Raw genomic sequence first — 14,978 nt, forward strand, 5'->3', positions numbered from 1 at the left:
GCCTAGCGAACATTTCGGGTTGCCGCCGGCGGCATGGATGGAGGGACGCCTTCCCCATGCGGCGCCGGTTCGATGACGAAGCGGCTGGCTCCTTCGGGAGCCGGCCGCGGTCAGAAACCCCTCACCTGGAAAAAGGCATCTATGTGGAAATTCGTTTCCGCGACATCATTCGCATTTGCGCCGTTGCCCGAGGGAGACAACCGTGTACCTGCCCAAGCACTTCGACGAACCGCGCGTGGAGACGATCCATGCATTGATCCGGGAGCACCCGCTGGCGACGCTCGTCGTGCGAGGCCCCGACGGCTTCGAGGCAAACCACGTTCCGTTCCTGGTTGATCCGCAACCGGGCCCGTTCGGCACGCTGCGCGCGCACGTCGCGCGCAACAATCCGACGTGGCAGCACCTGCAGGCGAACCCCGAGGCGCTCGTGATCTTCAGCGGACCGCAGGCGTACATCTCGCCCTCGGCCTATCCAAGCAAGCAGGAGCACGGCCGCGTCGTGCCGACGTGGAATTATTTCGCCGTGCACGCGCAGGGGTCCGTGAAAGTGATCGAGGACACCGAGTGGCTGCGCAAGCTCGTCACCGAGCTCACCGATCACTTCGAGGCGGGCCGCGAGAATCCGTGGAAGGTGACCGACGCGCCCGAGGAATTCGTGCAGAACATGCTGGCCGCGATCGTCGGCATCGAGATGCCGGTCACGAAGTTCGTGGCCAAGCGCAAGGCGAGCCAGAACCGCAGTGAAGCCGACCGCTGGGGTGTGGTGGAAGATCTGCGCCGCGACGGGCACGAAGCGGCGGCATCGCTCATCGAGTGACGTCAATGAGCCCCGACACGGGCGCGCGCCGCATCGACCTGGACTGGATCCGGATTGTCGCGTTCCTGCTGTTGATCCTCTACCACGTGGGCATGTACTACGTGTCGTGGGACTGGCACGTGAAGAGCCCGGCCGCGTCGTCGACGATCGAGCCGCTGATGTTCCTGACGAATCCGTGGCGGTTGGCACTCCTCTTCCTCGTCTCCGGCGTGGCCACCGCGTACATGCTGGGCAAGCTCGCGCCCGGGCCGCTGGCACGTTCGCGCTCGTGGCGGCTGCTCGTGCCGCTCGTGTTCGGCATCGTCGTGATCGTCCCGCCGCAGTCGTACTGGGAGGTCGTGGAGAAGGGCGGGTACTCGCTCGACTACCTGGAGTTCTGGGGCCGATACCTGCGCGCCGACCAGACGTTCTGCCGCGGCAAGGACTGCCTGATCGTGCCGACGTGGAACCACCTGTGGTTCGTGATCTACCTGTGGTTCTACACGATGGTGATTGCCGGGATCGTCTCGCTGGCCCCTTCGTGGCGCGAACGCTGGGAGATGCGCCTGGAAGGCGCGCTCACAGGATGGAAATTGATCGTCGTGCCGTGGCTGCTGCTCGCGATCGTGCGCATGGCGCTCGTCGGTCGCTTCGGCTCGACGCACGCCTTCGTCGACGACTGGTACAACCACGCGCAGTACTTCCTGGTGTTCTCGATCGGTTTCCTCGCGGCGCGCAGCGACAGCATCTGGGCGGGAATGGAACGGCTGCGCTGGATCGCGCTCCTCCTCGCCTTCGCGACCTGGGGATTGCTGGTGTGGTATTTCCAGCTTCGGTCGGGTCCGGCGGTCCCGGACTCGGGACTGCGCATGGCGCAGCGCGTCGTGTACGGGCTCAACGAATGGGTGTGGATCGTGGCGATATGCGGCTTCGCGCGCCGCTGGATCAAGCGCGATTCGCCGGCGCGCCGCTACCTCACCGATGCGATCTTCCCGTTCTACATCGTCCACCAGACGGCGATCATTCTCTTCGCGATCTGGTTGCGGCCCCTCGCCATCCCGCCGCTCGCGGAGGGGCTGCTGCTCATCGCGCTGACCGCGGTCGTGTGTGTCGCGACCTACGAGATCGTGAAGCGCGTTCGCTGGTTGCGACCGCTATTCGGGCTCAGGCAACGGCGCGCGACCTCGGCTGCGTCGGGTGGCATCGCTACTCCTGGATGAATCGCGCGCGCAGCTCGGGGGTCGGCACCATGCACGACTCGGTGCGGCCGAACCAACGATAGCGGTTGCGCGCGACGATGTCGTACGCCCAATCCCGGACGGGACGCGGCAGGATTCGCACGGCGGCGAGCCCCCGCCAGATCCCGCGCAGGTAACCGGCCACGCGGATCGCGGCATCCGATTTCACGTACGACCGGCCGCCCGCGACCAGCACGAACGTCTTTGCATCCTCGGGCGAAAAGCCGAACTCGCGCATCAGGCGCGCGCCGGCGGGTGACTGCAGCGCGACGAATCGGAGGGTGGGCGCTGACTCGTGGGCCAGGATGAATTTCACCGAGTGCGCGCAGAGGTTGCACACACCATCGAAGATCAGGACATCGCCCGCCGGGTTCGAAACCGCGGTCTCCTAGATGCGTCGATCCATCGAGCGCAGGCGCGCGGCCATCGTCGCCATGATGTCGAGCGCGAACTGCGGATCGCGGCGGATGAGATCGCGGAAGCGATCTCCCGTGACGGGCACGAGCGTGCAGTCCGTGAGCGCGACGGCCGAAGCGCTGCGCGGCGAGGCGTCGATCAGCGCCATCTCGCCGAAGACCGCGCCCTTCGCGAGCTTCTCGAGCTGGCGGCCGGTCACGGAAAGCTTCACGGAGCCGGCGAGCAGCACGTACATCACCTTGCCCTCGTCGCCCTCGTGGAAGATCGTCTCGCCGGCCTTCACTTCGCGGGAGTCGCCGCCATCGCGGAACAGTTCCACGTTCACCATGGTCAGGCGGTCTCCAGGATCGCTTCGCGCAGCGTCGTGACGATGCGGCCGATCTCGTCTTCCTTGACGATCAGCGAAGGCGCGATCGCGACGGTGTCGCCCGCGGTGCGCAGCACGACGCCTTTCTCCCAGCACTTGAGGTAGACGTCGAACGCGCGCGCACCCGGCGCGCCGGGCCGCGACTCGAGCTCCACCGCGCCGACGAGGCCGTAGTTGCGAAGGTCGATCACGTGCTTCGTGCCCTTGAGCGAATGCACCGCGTTCTCCATCACCGGGCCCATCTTCGCGCCGCGCGCGAAAAGGTCCTCGTCCTTGTAGTGCTGCAGCGTCGCGATGCCTGCGGCGCACGCGAGCGGGTGCGCGGAGTACGTGTAGCCGTGGAAGAACTCCACGGCGCCCGGCGGGCCGACCATGAACGCGTCGTGGATTTCGTCCGACACCAGCACCCCACCCATCGGCACGGTGCCCGACGTGATGCCCTTGGCGAACGTGATCATGTCCGGTACGACGTCGAACACCTGCGAGGCGAAAGCGCCCCCCATTCGTCCGTACGCGGTAATCACTTCGTCGAAGATGAGCAGGATGCCGTGCTTCTTCGTGATCTCGCGCAGGCGCTTGAGGTAGCCCTTCGGCGGGAGCAGCACGCCGGTGGATCCGGCCATCGGTTCGACGATCACCGCGGCGATGGTCGACGCGTCGTGGAGTGCCACCAGGCGCTCGAGCTCGTCGGCGAGCTCGACGCCGTGCTCCGGAATGCCCTTGGTGTACGCGTTCTTCGCGAGGTTGTGCGTGTGCGGCAGGTGATCGACGCCGGCGAGCATCGCGCCGAACATCTTGCGGTTGGCGACCATGCCGCCCACCGAGATGCCGCCGAAGCCCACGCCGTGATAGCCGCGCTCGCGGCCGATGAGGCGCGTGCGCGACGCTTCGCCCTTCACGCGCTGGTAGGCGAGCGCGATCTTCAGCGCCGTATCGACCGCCTCGGAACCGGAGTTCGCGTAGAAGACGTGGCCCAGGCCCTTGGGCCCGATCTCGACGATGCGATTGGCGAGCTCGAACGCGAGCGGATGGCTCATCTGGAAGGCGGCGCAGTAATCGAGCACCGCGGCCTGCTTCTGGATCGCTTCGACGATGGGCTTCGGGCAATGACCGGCGTTGCAGCACCACAGGCCCGAGAAGCCATCGAGCACCTTGCGGCCGTCGGCATCGGTGTAATACATGCCCTCGCCTTGCACGATCATCCGCGGCGCGGCCTTGAATTGGCGGTTCGACGTGAACGGCATCCAGTACGCGCCGAGCTGGTCGGGATGCAGGTGCAGTTGGTCCGAGAGGATGGTCATTGCGGTCTCCGTTTTCTGACAGCAATTCTACCTCTCCGACCAGCAACCGACGGTCAATCGGTGGGTCAAGGGCGTCGAGGGAGTGACTCATGCGAGCTGCACCGCCTCGCTCACGCTCGCGGTTCCCTCGGCCTTCGAAAACAGGCGGCGTCACGGTCTGATCGTCAACCTCTCTACTGTGTGCGGCTCTTCGGCCGCCCACTTGTCTCGACCGTGCCGAAACCCCGCCTGTTTTCGAAGGCCTCGGTGCGCTCGAAATCGTCACTCCCTCGACGCCCTTGCCCCACCACGCCATCGAGATGCGGGCATCGCGCCCATTGCAAACGTCCATGACGTCGCGCGTTATGGGCGGATTTCGTCGACGATAACGGGCGTCAACATCTGCGATCCGATCGCATTTCGATGACGCGGCGCGACGAGGCCGTCGACCGGGTGCCGATTTCGAGCGCACCGAGCCATTCGAAAACGGACGGGGTTTCGGCACGGTCGAGTTGAGTTGAGGACCGCAGTGTCCCAACAGTAAGGACGTTGACGATCAGACCGTGACGCCGGCCGTTTTCGAATGGTGAGGGAACCGCGAGCGTAAGCGACGCGGTGCAGCTCGTATGAGGCACCCGGTCGACGGCCTTGTCGCGCCCGCTTTAGAACAGTGTCAGAGCATCCCGACACCGCGACGCGGCGAATGCCGATGAATCGCGAAATGTGTCCAGACGTAAATTGAGTCATGCCCACCGTGAGCGCGGTAAACGCGTCCCCGATCCTCATCGTTAAGGTAGTCGTGGCAGTTTCCACGATCACGCTGGGCGCTATCTCTTTACCCGCAGTGGCCGCAGCAAGTCCCGAGCACATCGTGCTTACGACGCGCGCGGAACCACCCGAGGGGCGCTACGAGCCCAATCCGAAACCGCGCAAGGGACAAACCTGGTCCCGCGGCTTCTGGATGTGGAACGGCATCCACTACAAGTGGGTGCCTGGCGAGTGGCTGAAGGAACGCCCGGGGTACACGTGGGAAAGCGCGCGTTGGCAAACCGACGGGAGCCGCTGGGAATTCGTCGTGGGCCATTGGGCGCGCAATCAACCGTCATCCTGACAGGAGAAGAATGATGCGCAAGATCCTTGCTGGACTGCTGATCGCCGGCTCCGCCGCCACGATGCCTTCCGTGGCAAGCGCGGCCGTGGATGTCTATCTCAACTTCGGTCCGCCGCCGGTTCGCTACGAGCCGATTCCTGCGCCGCGCCGCGGCTACGTGTGGGTCCCGGGTTACTGGGACTATCGCTACAACCGCCACGCCTGGGTGCAGGGCACGTGGGTGCGTGAGCGCCCCGGCTACTACTACGCCCAACCCGTGTGGCTGAACGACGGCGGGCGCTGGCACCTCAGCCAGGGCGGCTGGAAGCAAGGTCGCTATCGCGGCAATGACTACCGCGACAACGACCGTGATGGCATCCCCAACCGCGCGGATGCCCGGCCGAACGACCACGACAACGACGGCGTTCCCGACAGCCGGGATCGTTACCCGAGCAATCCGAGACGGGGGTAAAGCAGATCCTTCGCGCGCTCAGGACTGACGGATCCGCCGGCGAGTGCCGGGTCAGGATCCGTCAGCCCCGCCCGACAAATGGCATCTTCGTCGCCATGATCGTCATGAACTGCACGTTGGCATCCAGGGGCAGGCTCGCCATGTAGACGACGGCGCTCGCGACGTGGGCCACATCCATCCGAGGCTCCACCGCGATGCGCCCGTCGGCCTGCGGCACGCCCTTGAGCATCCGCTCCGTCATCGGCGTGGCTGCGTTGCCGATGTCGATCTGGCTGCAGCCGATGTCGTACTTGCGGCAATCGAGCGAGGTCGATTTCGTGAGGCCGGTGATCGCGTGCTTGGTGGAGGTGTAGGGCGCGGAGTTCGGCCGCGGCGCATGCGCCGAGATCGAGCCGTTGTTGATGATGCGTCCGCCCATCGGCGTCTGGCTCTTCATCATGCGGATCGCTTCCTGCGTGCACAGGAAGACGCCGGTGAGGTTGGCGTCCACGACCGCTTTCCATTGCTCGTACGTGAGGTCTTCCATCGGCACGGGTGGCGCGCCGATCCCTGCGTTGTTGAAGATCACGTCCAGGCGGCCGAATCGCTCCTTCGTCTTCGCGAACAGGTTGCGCACGGACTCGGGATTGCCCACGTCGGTGGGCACGGCGAGCGCGTTGGCGGCCGCCCCCGCTTCCGCGATGGCTTCGTCCAGCGGTTCCTTGCGGCGCCCCGCGAACGTGACGCTGTAGCCGGCCTTCAGCAGGGCGTGGGCGGCGGCTTTGCCGATACCGGTACCCGCACCGGTGACGATCGCTACTTTATTGCTGGATGACATGTTCGGATCCTCTTGTGAGAACCCGAACATTGTAATCAGTCGTCGTCGTCCTCGATGATGCGCAGGACGCGGGTACGCTTTGTATCCTGCTCGAAGCGTTCCATCTTCACGAGGATGGGATAGAGCTCCTCGAGCTTGCTGCGCGCGACCGACTCGTCGTCGAAGACGAGCAGGGACCCGTCGCTCGCATTCACGTCATGCCACTGCCGCGGATCCTTCTCGTCTTCCTGTACCTGGAGCTTGAAGCGCATGGTCATCCTTTGCCTTTGTACGCGGCTTCGAGGGCCGCGATGTCGAGTTTCTTCATCTGCATCATCGCCGCGAACGCGCGGCGCGTCTTCTCCGAACGGAAATCCTTGTACAGCCGCTCGAAGCCCGCCGGCGCGATCTGCCACGACACGCCGTACTTGTCCTTCAGCCAGCCGCACTGCCGGGCGCGCGGATCGCCGCCGGCGCCGAGCTTCTCCCAGTAGTAATCAATCTCCTTCTGCGTGTTGCACAGGACCATGAGGGAGATCGCCTCGTTGAACTTGAACGCCGGGCCGCCATTGAGCGCCGTGAACGACATGCCGTTCAGGACGAACTCGACGGTCATCACGCTTCCCTCGGCCTTGCCGTGGATGTCCTGGCCGATGCCGGGATAGCGCGTGACCTGCTTGATGCGGCTCTTCTTGAAAATCGACACGTAGAACTTCGCGGCCTCGTGCCCCTCGCTGTCGAACCAGAGGCAGGGGGAGATTTCCGGGACAGCGGTTGCGGGCCGGCTGCGCTTCGCCGGTAATTTCTTCTTCGCTTTCGTGGCCATGGGACTCGCTCCTGGTGATTTCGGGGTGCCACGATCGACCGCGGCACTCACTGGTCGTTTGGCCCTCGATGAAATCGACAAGTTCCGCGCCGGCCGTCACTTCCCTCCGCGGGACTGGTGTTCCTTCACGATCGCGTCCGACTCGGCGAGGAATTTCCGGTAGTCGTCGTCGCCGATCTCGCGATAGGCCACACCCAGCTCGATCGACTGTCGGCGCAACGCCTCCTGTTCCTTGGCGATCCACGCCTTTCCCGCAGGCGTCTGCAGGAAGCGAACGACCGGCGCGAGCTCGCCGGGCGCGATGAGGGCGCGGATCTGGCGCTCGTACGTGCCGCGCAGGAGGGCCGGGTCGTTGGAGCGCCGGCAGTAGGTCTCCGAGTACCGCTCCCAGGCGGCCTCGAGCCGCGGCCAATGCGCGCTCGACTTGTTCATTCCGCCGAAGAGGTCCGGGGCGCGATCGATGCCGACGCCGGGGCTCGCGAGATACATGTTGTGGCGGCACGTCTTCACGAGCTCGCCCACGGTCGACGGATCGAAGGTGAGGTCGACGTACTCGTCGTAGGCGTCGCGCTTGCGGCTCTCCACCGGCACGACCGGCGCGGGCGCGCGCTTTGCGCTCGCGAGGTCGCGCTCGAGGGCCGCGAGCACGGGGCCGATCGATTTGCCCAGCGCCATGCGCGGATCCGAGGGCTCGAACTTCTCCTCCTTCTCGCGCTGCGCGACCGAGAGCTTGGCCATGTCGAACGCTTCCGTGAACGAGCGCGTCTTGCGCAATGCCTCGTCGAAATAGGCTTTTCCGAAGTACGTCCACTCGGCTTCATTGCTGCAGCCGAACGAATTGCGATCCGGCGACGAGGCGGACATGACCAGCGTCGTGTCGCTTTTCAACGGTTCGATGAAGCCGCCCGAGTAGCACGCCGAGACGACCACGACGCGGTTGCGGATCCCGGATTGATCGAGCGCCTCGCGCAGCACGGCGGGCGTGAGCTCGTTGAAGCGGAAGGGCCAGAGCTCGATCGAGAACCGGTGCGTGTTCGAACCGTGCGACGTGAGGAACAGCACGAGCACGTCTTCTTCGATATCCATCGCCGCGGCGACGCGCTTGAGCGCGGCGCGAAGGCTCGTGACGCTCGCGATGGGCGAGGTGAGGCCCGTCTTGGGATTGTTGACGAGCTTCACGATGCGCCCGCCCGCGTCGAATCGCTCGCGCATGAGCTTCGCGACCGAATCGACCTCGCGCATGAAGACGTCCTGGTTGCCGTAGCCGGCCATGCCGATGAAGTACACATCGACGACCCCCTTGCGGCCCGGTTCGACCGCGGCCAGCTCGCGCTCGAGGATCCTCGGTTGCGCGTAGATCTGTTCCTCGGAGGCCGCGGCCAGGCGCGTGGCCCTCATCGCCTTCGCCGCCGGATCGGCGTCGTCACCCTTTCGGCTGTAGTCGTAGTCCCAGATGCTGAAGGAGAAATTGACGTACCAGAGCGGCAAGGCGACGAACAACGCGGCCGCGAGAAACATCCAGCCGCCGCGCGGTGTGGGCCCGGGTACGCGCGAAAGCGCGAAGCGCAGCATGGCGATCGCCAGCCACACGCTCGAGATCGCGCCGTAGGGGAAGAGCTTGGCGGCGACTTCGCCGGCCGCGTGGTAGATCGTGCCGAAGATCGCGAGGACGATCGAGTCGATCGCGAACGTCGCGAGGAGCCCGGCCAGGAGGATCGTGGGAATGGCCTCGTGCCTTCCGCCCAGCGAGCCCAACACGATCGCGCCGATGAACACGACGAAGACCGAGTAACCGCCGTCGGGCAGGTTGTCCCACTGAAGCATGCCCTCGCTCCCGATCGCGGCGAGCGAATAGACAAGCGCGGGAACGAACGTGAGGAATGCGGCCGCGAGGATCCGGACCCAGCCCGTGGTGGGACGATCCGCGGGAAGACGCCTCAGGAAGGCGATGCGAAAAGCGTCTGCGAGCGGTGCGCTGATCTTGCTGCTCATCGCCACTCCTGCAAGGCGCTCAGTCCGCCTTGATATTCGCGTCCTTGATCACCTTCGCCCACTTGTCGATCTCGGCGCGAATGGCCGCCTGCGCCTGCTCGGGGCTGCTCGGCGTCGCGTACGCGCCCTGCACGAGCATCTGCTCCTGCACCTCGGGCTTGGCGAGGACCTTCTGGATCTCCGCGCTCAGGCGATCGACGATCGCCTTCGGCGTTCCCGCGGGTGCGGCCACGCCGAAATTCGACGCGACCTCGTAGCCGGGCATGCCCGCTTCGGCGGTCGTCGGGACATCGGGCAGCATCGAGATGCGCTTGGGCGTGGTGACCGCGAGCGCGCGCAGGCGTCCCGCCTTGATGAAGCCGATCGACGCGGGAACGGTTTCGCACATCGTGTTCACCTGGCCGCTCACGAGGTCGGTCATCGCCGGGCCGCTGCCCTTGTAGGGAACGTGGACCATGTCGAGGTTGCCGCCCATGCGGCGAAGAAGCTCCGCGCACATGCGCTGCGGCGCGCCCGCGCCCGACGACGCGTACGTGAGCTTGCCGGGATTGGCTTTCGCGTACGCGACCAGCTCCTTCATGTCCTTCACCGGCAGCGACGGATTCACCACCCACACGAGCGGGACCGATCCGGCCATTGAAACAGGCATGAGGTCCTTCTCGAGGTTGTAGCGGATCGAATCCTTCTCGAGGGTCGCCATGATCGAGTGCGAGGTCATCGCGCCCATGAGCAGCGTGTAGCCGTCGGGTGGCGCCTTCGCGACCGATTCCGCGCCGAGGTTGCCGCCGGCGCCCGCCTTGTTCTCCACGATCACCTGCTGGCCGAGGGGTGCCGCGAGGTGCTGGGCCAGCACGCGGCCGATCACGTCGGTGGCTCCGCCGGGCGAGTAGGGCACGACGAGCTTGATGGGCTTGTTGGGGTACTGGGCCAATGCGGCGCCCGCAGCGAACGCGAGCACGGAAACGATCGTTCTCATTGTTTTCATCTGGGGTCTCCTCGGGGCGATAGAATCGAGCCCATGGTAACGCCAACGAAACCCAGGGCTTGATACTCCGATGAGCGACGGTCTCAAGAAAGGTCTCACCAGTTACGGCGACAGCGGCTTCTCGCTGTTCCTGCGGAAGGCCTTCATCAAGGGCGCGGGCTACAGCGACGACGCGCTCGACCGCCCGATCATCGGCATCGCCAACACCGCGAGCAGCTACAACCCGTGCCATGGCAACGCGCCGCAGTTGCTCGAGGCCGTGCGCCGCGGCGTGATGCTCGCGGGCGGGCTGCCGATGGACTTTCCGTCGATCTCGATCCACGAGAGCTTCTCGGCGCCGACGTCGATGTATCTCCGGAACCTCATGTCGATCGACACCGAGGAGATGATCCGCGCGCAGCCGATGGATGCGGTCGTCCTGATCGGCGGCTGCGACAAGACCGTACCGGCGCAGTTGATGGGTGCCGCTTCGGCGAACGTTCCCGCGATCGAGCTCGTGACCGGCTCGATGCTCACCGGCTCGCACCGTGGCGAACGCGTCGGCGCTTGCACCGATTGCCGGCGCTTCTGGGCAAAGTACCGGGCGGAGGAAATCGATGCCGCGGAAATCAGTGGCGTGAACCAGCAGCTCGTCGCGAGCGTGGGCACGTGTTCGGTGATGGGAACGGCGAGCACGATGGCGTGCGTCACGGAAGCGCTCGGCATGTCCGTTCCCGGTGCTGCGTCACCGCCCGCCGTGACGGCCGATCGCATTCGCGTTGCGGAACGTACAGGCGCGGTCGCAGTGCAGCTTGCGAAGTCGAAGCTCACGCCCGACAAGATCATGACGGCGAATGCGTTCGAGAACGCGCTGCGCGTATTGCTCGCGATCGGCGGTTCGACCAACGGTGTCATTCATTTGACGGCGATCGCCGGACGGCTGGGCATCGACCTCGACCTCGCGCGTCTCGATGCGCTCGGGCGCGAAACACCGGTGCTCGTGGACTTGAAGCCCTCCGGCCTGCACTACATGGAGGACTTCCACGCGGCCGGTGGAATGGCGACACTGCTGCGTGAATTGAAGCCGCTCCTGCACCTGGATGCGATGACCGTCACGGGCCGCACGCTGGGCGAGGAGCTGGAGGCCTCGGGCGAGGGCTTCAAGCAGGACGTCGTGAGGAGCCGCGACAAACCGATCTTCGCGCAAGGCGGCATTGCCGTGCTGCGCGGCAACCTCGCGCCCGGTGGGGCGATCATCAAGCAATCGGCCGCGGATGCGAAGCTCATGGAGCACGAGGGCCGCGCCGTCGTGTTCGAGAACCTCGAGGACCTCGCGAAGCGCATCGACGACGACGCGCTCGACGTGAAGGCCGAGGACATCCTCGTGTTGAAGAACATCGGGCCGCGCGGCGCGCCTGGCATGCCCGAAGCGGGATACCTCCCGATCCCGCGCAAGCTCGCGCGCGCGGGCGTGAAGGACATGGTGCGTATTTCCGACGGCCGCATGAGCGGCACGGCGGCGGGCACGATCGTGCTGCACGTCACGCCTGAATCCGCGATCGGCGGCCCACTCGCCTACGTGAAGAGCGGCGATCGCATCCGGCTCAGCGTGAAGTCGCGCTCGATCGAACTGCTGGTGAGCGCGGAGGAACTCGCGGCTCGCGCGAAAGCCAACCCCGTCACGGCGCCGGTTGCACCGCGTGGCTATCGCAAGCTCTTCCTGCAGTCCGTTACGCAAGCGGACAAGGGCGTCGACTTCGACTTCCTCCGAAAATAGAGGGGTCTGACCCCTCTATTTGGACCCTCTATTTGAGGGGCCGCAGCATGTGCGGCCCGAGTTCGTCGAGAGATGTGATGCCGAGCAGCCCCATGCCCGCACTCATCTCGGTCGCGAGCATGTCGGCCGCACGCACGACGCCGGCTTCACCTTCGACGACGGCGGCATAGAGGAACGGGCGGCCGACGAAGACGAAGTCCGCACCGAGTGCGAGCGCCTTCAGCACGTCGGTGCCGCGGCGAATGCCGCTGTCCATCATGACGGGCATCGATCCGCCCACCGCCGCCGCGATCTCCGGCAGCACGCGCAGCGGCGACACCGCTCCATCGAGCTGCCGGCCGCCATGGTTGGAGACGATCACGCCGTCCGCACCGTGCTCGCGCGAGAGCAGCGCGTCTTCCTTCGAGAGGATGCCCTTGATGACGAGCCGGCCCTTCCAGCGCTTGCGGATCAGTTCGACGTGCGACCAGTTGAGGTGATCGCGTGCGACGAAGTCGCGCAGCACCGAGCCCGAGAGGATGGGTGCGCCGCGCTCGGCGAATGAATTCTCGAAGTGCGGCATGCCGTCGCGGACGATCGCGCGCAGGAAGCAGCCGAACGTCCACGAGGGCGCGCAGATCCCATCCCATGCAAGGCGCAGCGAGGGCCGCAGCGGCGTGGAGAATCCGGCGCGCACGTTGTTCTCGCGGCTCGACAGCACCGCGACATCCACGGTGAGCACGAGCGTGCCGAACCCGGCGGTGGCGATGCGATCGACGAGTGCCAGGATCCGCTCGGGCGCGCCGGGCAGGTACGCCTGGAACCAGGATTTCGGCGCGGCCTGCGCCACGTCCTCGAGGCGAACGAGCGAGGTGCCGCTCATGATCATCGGGATGCCGGCCTTCGCCGCGCCCGTCGCAAGCACGACGTCCCCGCGATAAGTCGCCAGCGCCGAAAGCCCCATCGGCGCAATGCCGAAGGGCGCGGCGTACGTTTCGCCGAAAAGCGTGGTCGATGTCGAACGCTTCGAGACATCCACGAGCGTTCGCGGCACGAAGCCCCACTCGGAAAACGCGCGGCGGTTGTCCGCAAGCGAGGCGTTGGTTTCCACGCCGCCCGAGAAATAGGCGTAGATGGGGCGGGGCAGGCGGCGCCTTGCGGCGCCTTCGAAGTCTTCGAGGCACAGGATCATGCCCCGTATTCTTGCATTGAACGTGCGCCTGACTCCGTAATAGGCGAAAATAGCGGTTTTGCTGCAATCACCTGAAGGTTGCTCCGATGGCTCAGTACGTCTACACCATGCAGCGCGTCGGGAAGATCGTTCCCCCGAAGCGCCAGATCCTCAAGAACATCTCGCTCTCGTTTTTCCCCGGGGCGAAGATCGGTCTTCTTGGCCTCAACGGCGCGGGCAAGTCCACGGTCCTCAAGATCATGGCCGGACTCGACAAGGACATCGAGGGCGAAGCACGCGCGATGCCCGGCCTCAAGATCGGTTACCTCGAGCAGGAACCGAAGCTGACGCCCGGCCAAACGGTGCGCGAAGCGGTGGAGGAGGGACTCGGCGAAGTCTTCCAGGCGAAGAAGCAGCTCGAGGCGATCTACGCCGCGTATGCCGAGCCCAATGCGGATTTCGACAAGCTCGCGGCCGAGCAGGAACGCCTCGAGAAAGTCCTCTCGCACGCCGATGCCGACACGACCGATACGCAGCTCGATGTCGCCGCCGATGCGCTGCGCCTGCCGCCGTGGGATGCGCTCGTCGACAAGCTCTCCGGGGGCGAAAAGCGTCGCGTGGCCCTGTGCCGCCTGCTGCTCTCGCGGCCCGACATGCTGCTGCTCGACGAACCGACGAACCACCTCGATGCGGAAAGCGTCGAGTGGCTCGAGCAGTTCCTCGCGCGCTACCCGGGCACCGTGGTGGCCGTGACCCACGATCGGTACTTCCTCGACAACGCGGCCGAATGGATCCTCGAGCTCGATCGCGGCACGGGCATTCCGTACGAAGGCAACTATTCGCAGTGGCTCACGCAGAAGCAGGACCGCCTGAAGCGCGAAGAGTCCACCGAGAGCGCGCGCCAGAAGGCGCTCAAGAAAGAACTCGAGTGGGTGCGCGCGAACCAGAAGGGCCGCCAGACGAAGAGCAAGGCGCGCATGACGCGCTTCGATGAGCTCGCGTCCTATGAGCATCAGAAGCGCAACGAGACGCAGGAAATCTTCATCCCGGTCGCCGAGCGCCTGGGCAGCGAAGTGATCGAGTTCGAGGGCGTGTCCAAGGCTTATGGAGACCGCCTGCTGATCGACAACCTGTCGTTCAAGGTTCCGCCGGGCGCCATCGTGGGCATCATAGGCCCCAACGGCGCGGGCAAGTCGACGCTCTTCCGCATGATCACGGGCACCGAGAAGCCGGACAAAGGCAACATCAAGATCGGCCACACCGTCGAGATGGCGTTCGTGGACCAGTCGCGCGAGAAGCTCCCCGCGGACAAGAACGTCTGGGAAATTGTCTCGGGCGGCCAGGACATCATCACGGTCGGCAAATTCGAGATGCAGTCGCGCGCCTACATCGGCCGCTTCAACTTCAAGGGCTCGGACCAGCAGAAGCTCGCGGGCCAGCTCTCGGGCGGCGAACGCGGCCGGCTGCACCTGGCCTCGACGCTTCTCAAGGGCGGCAACGTGCTGCTCCTCGACGAGCCGTCCAACGACCTCGACGTGGAAACGCTGCGCGCGCTCGAAGATGCGCTGCAGGAGTTCGCCGGCAGCGTGCTCGTGATCTCGCACGATCGCTGGTTCCTCGACCGCGTGGCGACGCACATCCTCGCGTGCGAAGGCGATTCGCAGTGGACCTTCTACAACGGGAACTACAGCGACTACGAGGAAGACAAGAAGAAGCGCCTGGGCGAAGAGGGAGCCGCGCCGCACCGCCTGCGCTTCAAGGCGCTAAAGTAGCGGTTCGGGAGGGTCGGTCATGGGGCTGCGGGTTGCGTTGC

General features: G+C 65.5%; 15 protein-coding genes. 6 read left to right on the top strand and 9 right to left on the bottom strand.

Annotated elements, in window-relative coordinates:
- The first annotated feature begins 202 nt into the window (after nucleotides 1-202).
- Together DSM104440_RS02870 and DSM104440_RS02875 are read left to right on the top strand one after the other, a co-directional pair.
- Nucleotides 203-817: an FMN-binding negative transcriptional regulator gene (locus tag DSM104440_RS02870; protein ID WP_171160508.1), complete on the top strand. Its 615-nt coding sequence runs from the start codon at nucleotides 203-205 to the stop codon at nucleotides 815-817.
- A 5-nt stretch (nucleotides 818-822) separates the two neighbouring features.
- A complete protein-coding gene (locus DSM104440_RS02875; RefSeq protein WP_171160509.1) occupies nucleotides 823-2,016 on the top strand; it encodes an acyltransferase family protein in 1,194 nt (397 codons plus the stop codon).
- Here DSM104440_RS02875 and DSM104440_RS02880 read toward each other — a convergent pair.
- The 3 genes from DSM104440_RS02880 to aptA all read right to left on the bottom strand — a co-directional run bounded on the left by DSM104440_RS02880 (nucleotide 2,003) and on the right by aptA (nucleotide 4,119).
- Complete coding sequence (locus DSM104440_RS02880) at nucleotides 2,003-2,350, bottom strand: thiol-disulfide oxidoreductase DCC family protein (RefSeq protein WP_212758186.1); 348 nt, start codon at nucleotides 2,348-2,350, stop codon at nucleotides 2,003-2,005. The two genes, DSM104440_RS02875 and DSM104440_RS02880, sit on opposite strands and share 14 nt — an antisense overlap.
- Before the next feature lie 72 nt (nucleotides 2,351-2,422).
- Nucleotides 2,423-2,779 (bottom strand): Crp/Fnr family transcriptional regulator, encoded by a 357-nt coding sequence (locus DSM104440_RS02885; protein ID WP_171160510.1) that lies wholly within the window; start codon nucleotides 2,777-2,779, stop codon nucleotides 2,423-2,425.
- 2 nt (nucleotides 2,780-2,781) lie between these two features.
- A complete protein-coding gene (gene aptA / locus DSM104440_RS02890; RefSeq protein ID WP_171160511.1) occupies nucleotides 2,782-4,119 on the bottom strand; it encodes an omega-aminotransferase AptA in 1,338 nt (445 codons plus the stop codon).
- A gap of 724 nt (nucleotides 4,120-4,843) precedes the next feature.
- Between aptA and DSM104440_RS02895 the strand changes: the two genes are divergently transcribed.
- Both DSM104440_RS02895 and DSM104440_RS02900 read left to right on the top strand, forming a co-directional pair.
- Nucleotides 4,844-5,209 carry a YXWGXW repeat-containing protein gene (locus DSM104440_RS02895; protein WP_171165640.1) on the top strand — a complete coding sequence of 122 codons (366 nt, stop codon included), beginning with the start codon at nucleotides 4,844-4,846 and terminating at the stop codon, nucleotides 5,207-5,209.
- A gap of 13 nt (nucleotides 5,210-5,222) precedes the next feature.
- Nucleotides 5,223-5,660 (top strand): YXWGXW repeat-containing protein, encoded by a 438-nt coding sequence (locus DSM104440_RS02900; protein ID WP_246212083.1) that lies wholly within the window; start codon nucleotides 5,223-5,225, stop codon nucleotides 5,658-5,660.
- Nucleotides 5,661-5,721: 61 nt separating this feature from the next.
- Here the strand turns inward: DSM104440_RS02900 and DSM104440_RS02905 are convergent, their stop codons facing one another.
- The 5 genes from DSM104440_RS02905 to DSM104440_RS02925 all read right to left on the bottom strand — a co-directional run bounded on the left by DSM104440_RS02905 (nucleotide 5,722) and on the right by DSM104440_RS02925 (nucleotide 10,259).
- The gene (locus DSM104440_RS02905) at nucleotides 5,722-6,477 is read right to left on the bottom strand and encodes an SDR family oxidoreductase (protein WP_171160513.1); all 756 of its coding nucleotides are present in this window, start codon (nucleotides 6,475-6,477) and stop codon (nucleotides 5,722-5,724) included.
- A gap of 35 nt (nucleotides 6,478-6,512) precedes the next feature.
- A complete protein-coding gene (locus DSM104440_RS02910) occupies nucleotides 6,513-6,728 on the bottom strand; it encodes a hypothetical protein (RefSeq protein ID WP_171160514.1) in 216 nt (71 codons plus the stop codon).
- Nucleotides 6,729-6,730: 2 nt separating this feature from the next.
- Nucleotides 6,731-7,282, bottom strand: a complete 552-nt coding sequence (locus DSM104440_RS02915) for a VOC family protein (RefSeq protein ID WP_171160515.1) — start codon at nucleotides 7,280-7,282, stop codon at nucleotides 6,731-6,733.
- Nucleotides 7,283-7,378: 96 nt separating this feature from the next.
- Nucleotides 7,379-9,274, bottom strand: coding sequence for a C13 family peptidase (locus tag DSM104440_RS02920; protein ID WP_171160516.1), 1,896 nt, complete (start codon nucleotides 9,272-9,274; stop codon nucleotides 7,379-7,381).
- Between the two features lie 19 nt (nucleotides 9,275-9,293).
- Entirely contained in the window at nucleotides 9,294-10,259 is a 966-nt protein-coding gene (locus DSM104440_RS02925) for a Bug family tripartite tricarboxylate transporter substrate binding protein (RefSeq protein WP_171160517.1), read from the bottom strand.
- 70 nt (nucleotides 10,260-10,329) lie between these two features.
- Between DSM104440_RS02925 and DSM104440_RS02930 the strand changes: the two genes are divergently transcribed.
- Nucleotides 10,330-12,015 carry an IlvD/Edd family dehydratase gene (locus DSM104440_RS02930; RefSeq protein WP_171160518.1) on the top strand — a complete coding sequence of 562 codons (1,686 nt, stop codon included), beginning with the start codon at nucleotides 10,330-10,332 and terminating at the stop codon, nucleotides 12,013-12,015.
- 28 nt (nucleotides 12,016-12,043) lie between these two features.
- On the opposite strand, the gene DSM104440_RS02935 is transcribed toward DSM104440_RS02930, so the two are convergent.
- Complete coding sequence (locus DSM104440_RS02935) at nucleotides 12,044-13,186, bottom strand: alpha-hydroxy acid oxidase (protein ID WP_171160519.1); 1,143 nt, start codon at nucleotides 13,184-13,186, stop codon at nucleotides 12,044-12,046.
- 86 nt (nucleotides 13,187-13,272) lie between these two features.
- On the opposite strand from DSM104440_RS02935, the gene ettA reads away from it, so the two are divergent.
- Nucleotides 13,273-14,937 carry an energy-dependent translational throttle protein EttA gene (ettA, locus tag DSM104440_RS02940; protein ID WP_171160520.1) on the top strand — a complete coding sequence of 555 codons (1,665 nt, stop codon included), beginning with the start codon at nucleotides 13,273-13,275 and terminating at the stop codon, nucleotides 14,935-14,937.
- Nucleotides 14,938-14,978 lie beyond the last annotated feature (41 nt).

The sequence above is a fragment of the Usitatibacter palustris genome (assembly GCF_013003985.1).
Taxonomy (GTDB): domain Bacteria; phylum Pseudomonadota; class Gammaproteobacteria; order Burkholderiales; family Usitatibacteraceae; genus Usitatibacter; species Usitatibacter palustris.

Bases quoted from the DNA above. Each gene is read 5' to 3' on its own strand.
- DSM104440_RS02915 (WP_171160515.1), bottom strand. From the start codon at position 7,282: ATGGCCACGAAAGCGAAGAAGAAATTACCGGCGAAGCGCAGCCGGCCC.
- DSM104440_RS02920 (WP_171160516.1), bottom strand. From the start codon at position 9,274: ATGAGCAGCAAGATCAGCGCACCGCTCGCAGACGCTTTTCGCATCGCC.
- DSM104440_RS02875 (WP_171160509.1), top strand. From the start codon at position 823: ATGAGCCCCGACACGGGCGCGCGCCGCATCGACCTGGACTGGATCCGG.
- DSM104440_RS02900 (WP_246212083.1), top strand. From the start codon at position 5,223: ATGCGCAAGATCCTTGCTGGACTGCTGATCGCCGGCTCCGCCGCCACG.
- DSM104440_RS02935 (WP_171160519.1), bottom strand. From the start codon at position 13,186: ATGATCCTGTGCCTCGAAGACTTCGAAGGCGCCGCAAGGCGCCGCCTG.
- DSM104440_RS02905 (WP_171160513.1), bottom strand. From the start codon at position 6,477: ATGTCATCCAGCAATAAAGTAGCGATCGTCACCGGTGCGGGTACCGGT.
- aptA (WP_171160511.1), bottom strand. From the start codon at position 4,119: ATGACCATCCTCTCGGACCAACTGCACCTGCATCCCGACCAGCTCGGC.
- DSM104440_RS02930 (WP_171160518.1), top strand. From the start codon at position 10,330: ATGAGCGACGGTCTCAAGAAAGGTCTCACCAGTTACGGCGACAGCGGC.
- DSM104440_RS02910 (WP_171160514.1), bottom strand. From the start codon at position 6,728: ATGCGCTTCAAGCTCCAGGTACAGGAAGACGAGAAGGATCCGCGGCAG.
- ettA (WP_171160520.1), top strand. From the start codon at position 13,273: ATGGCTCAGTACGTCTACACCATGCAGCGCGTCGGGAAGATCGTTCCC.
- DSM104440_RS02925 (WP_171160517.1), bottom strand. From the start codon at position 10,259: ATGAAAACAATGAGAACGATCGTTTCCGTGCTCGCGTTCGCTGCGGGC.
- DSM104440_RS02885 (WP_171160510.1), bottom strand. From the start codon at position 2,779: ATGGTGAACGTGGAACTGTTCCGCGATGGCGGCGACTCCCGCGAAGTG.
- DSM104440_RS02895 (WP_171165640.1), top strand. From the start codon at position 4,844: ATGCCCACCGTGAGCGCGGTAAACGCGTCCCCGATCCTCATCGTTAAG.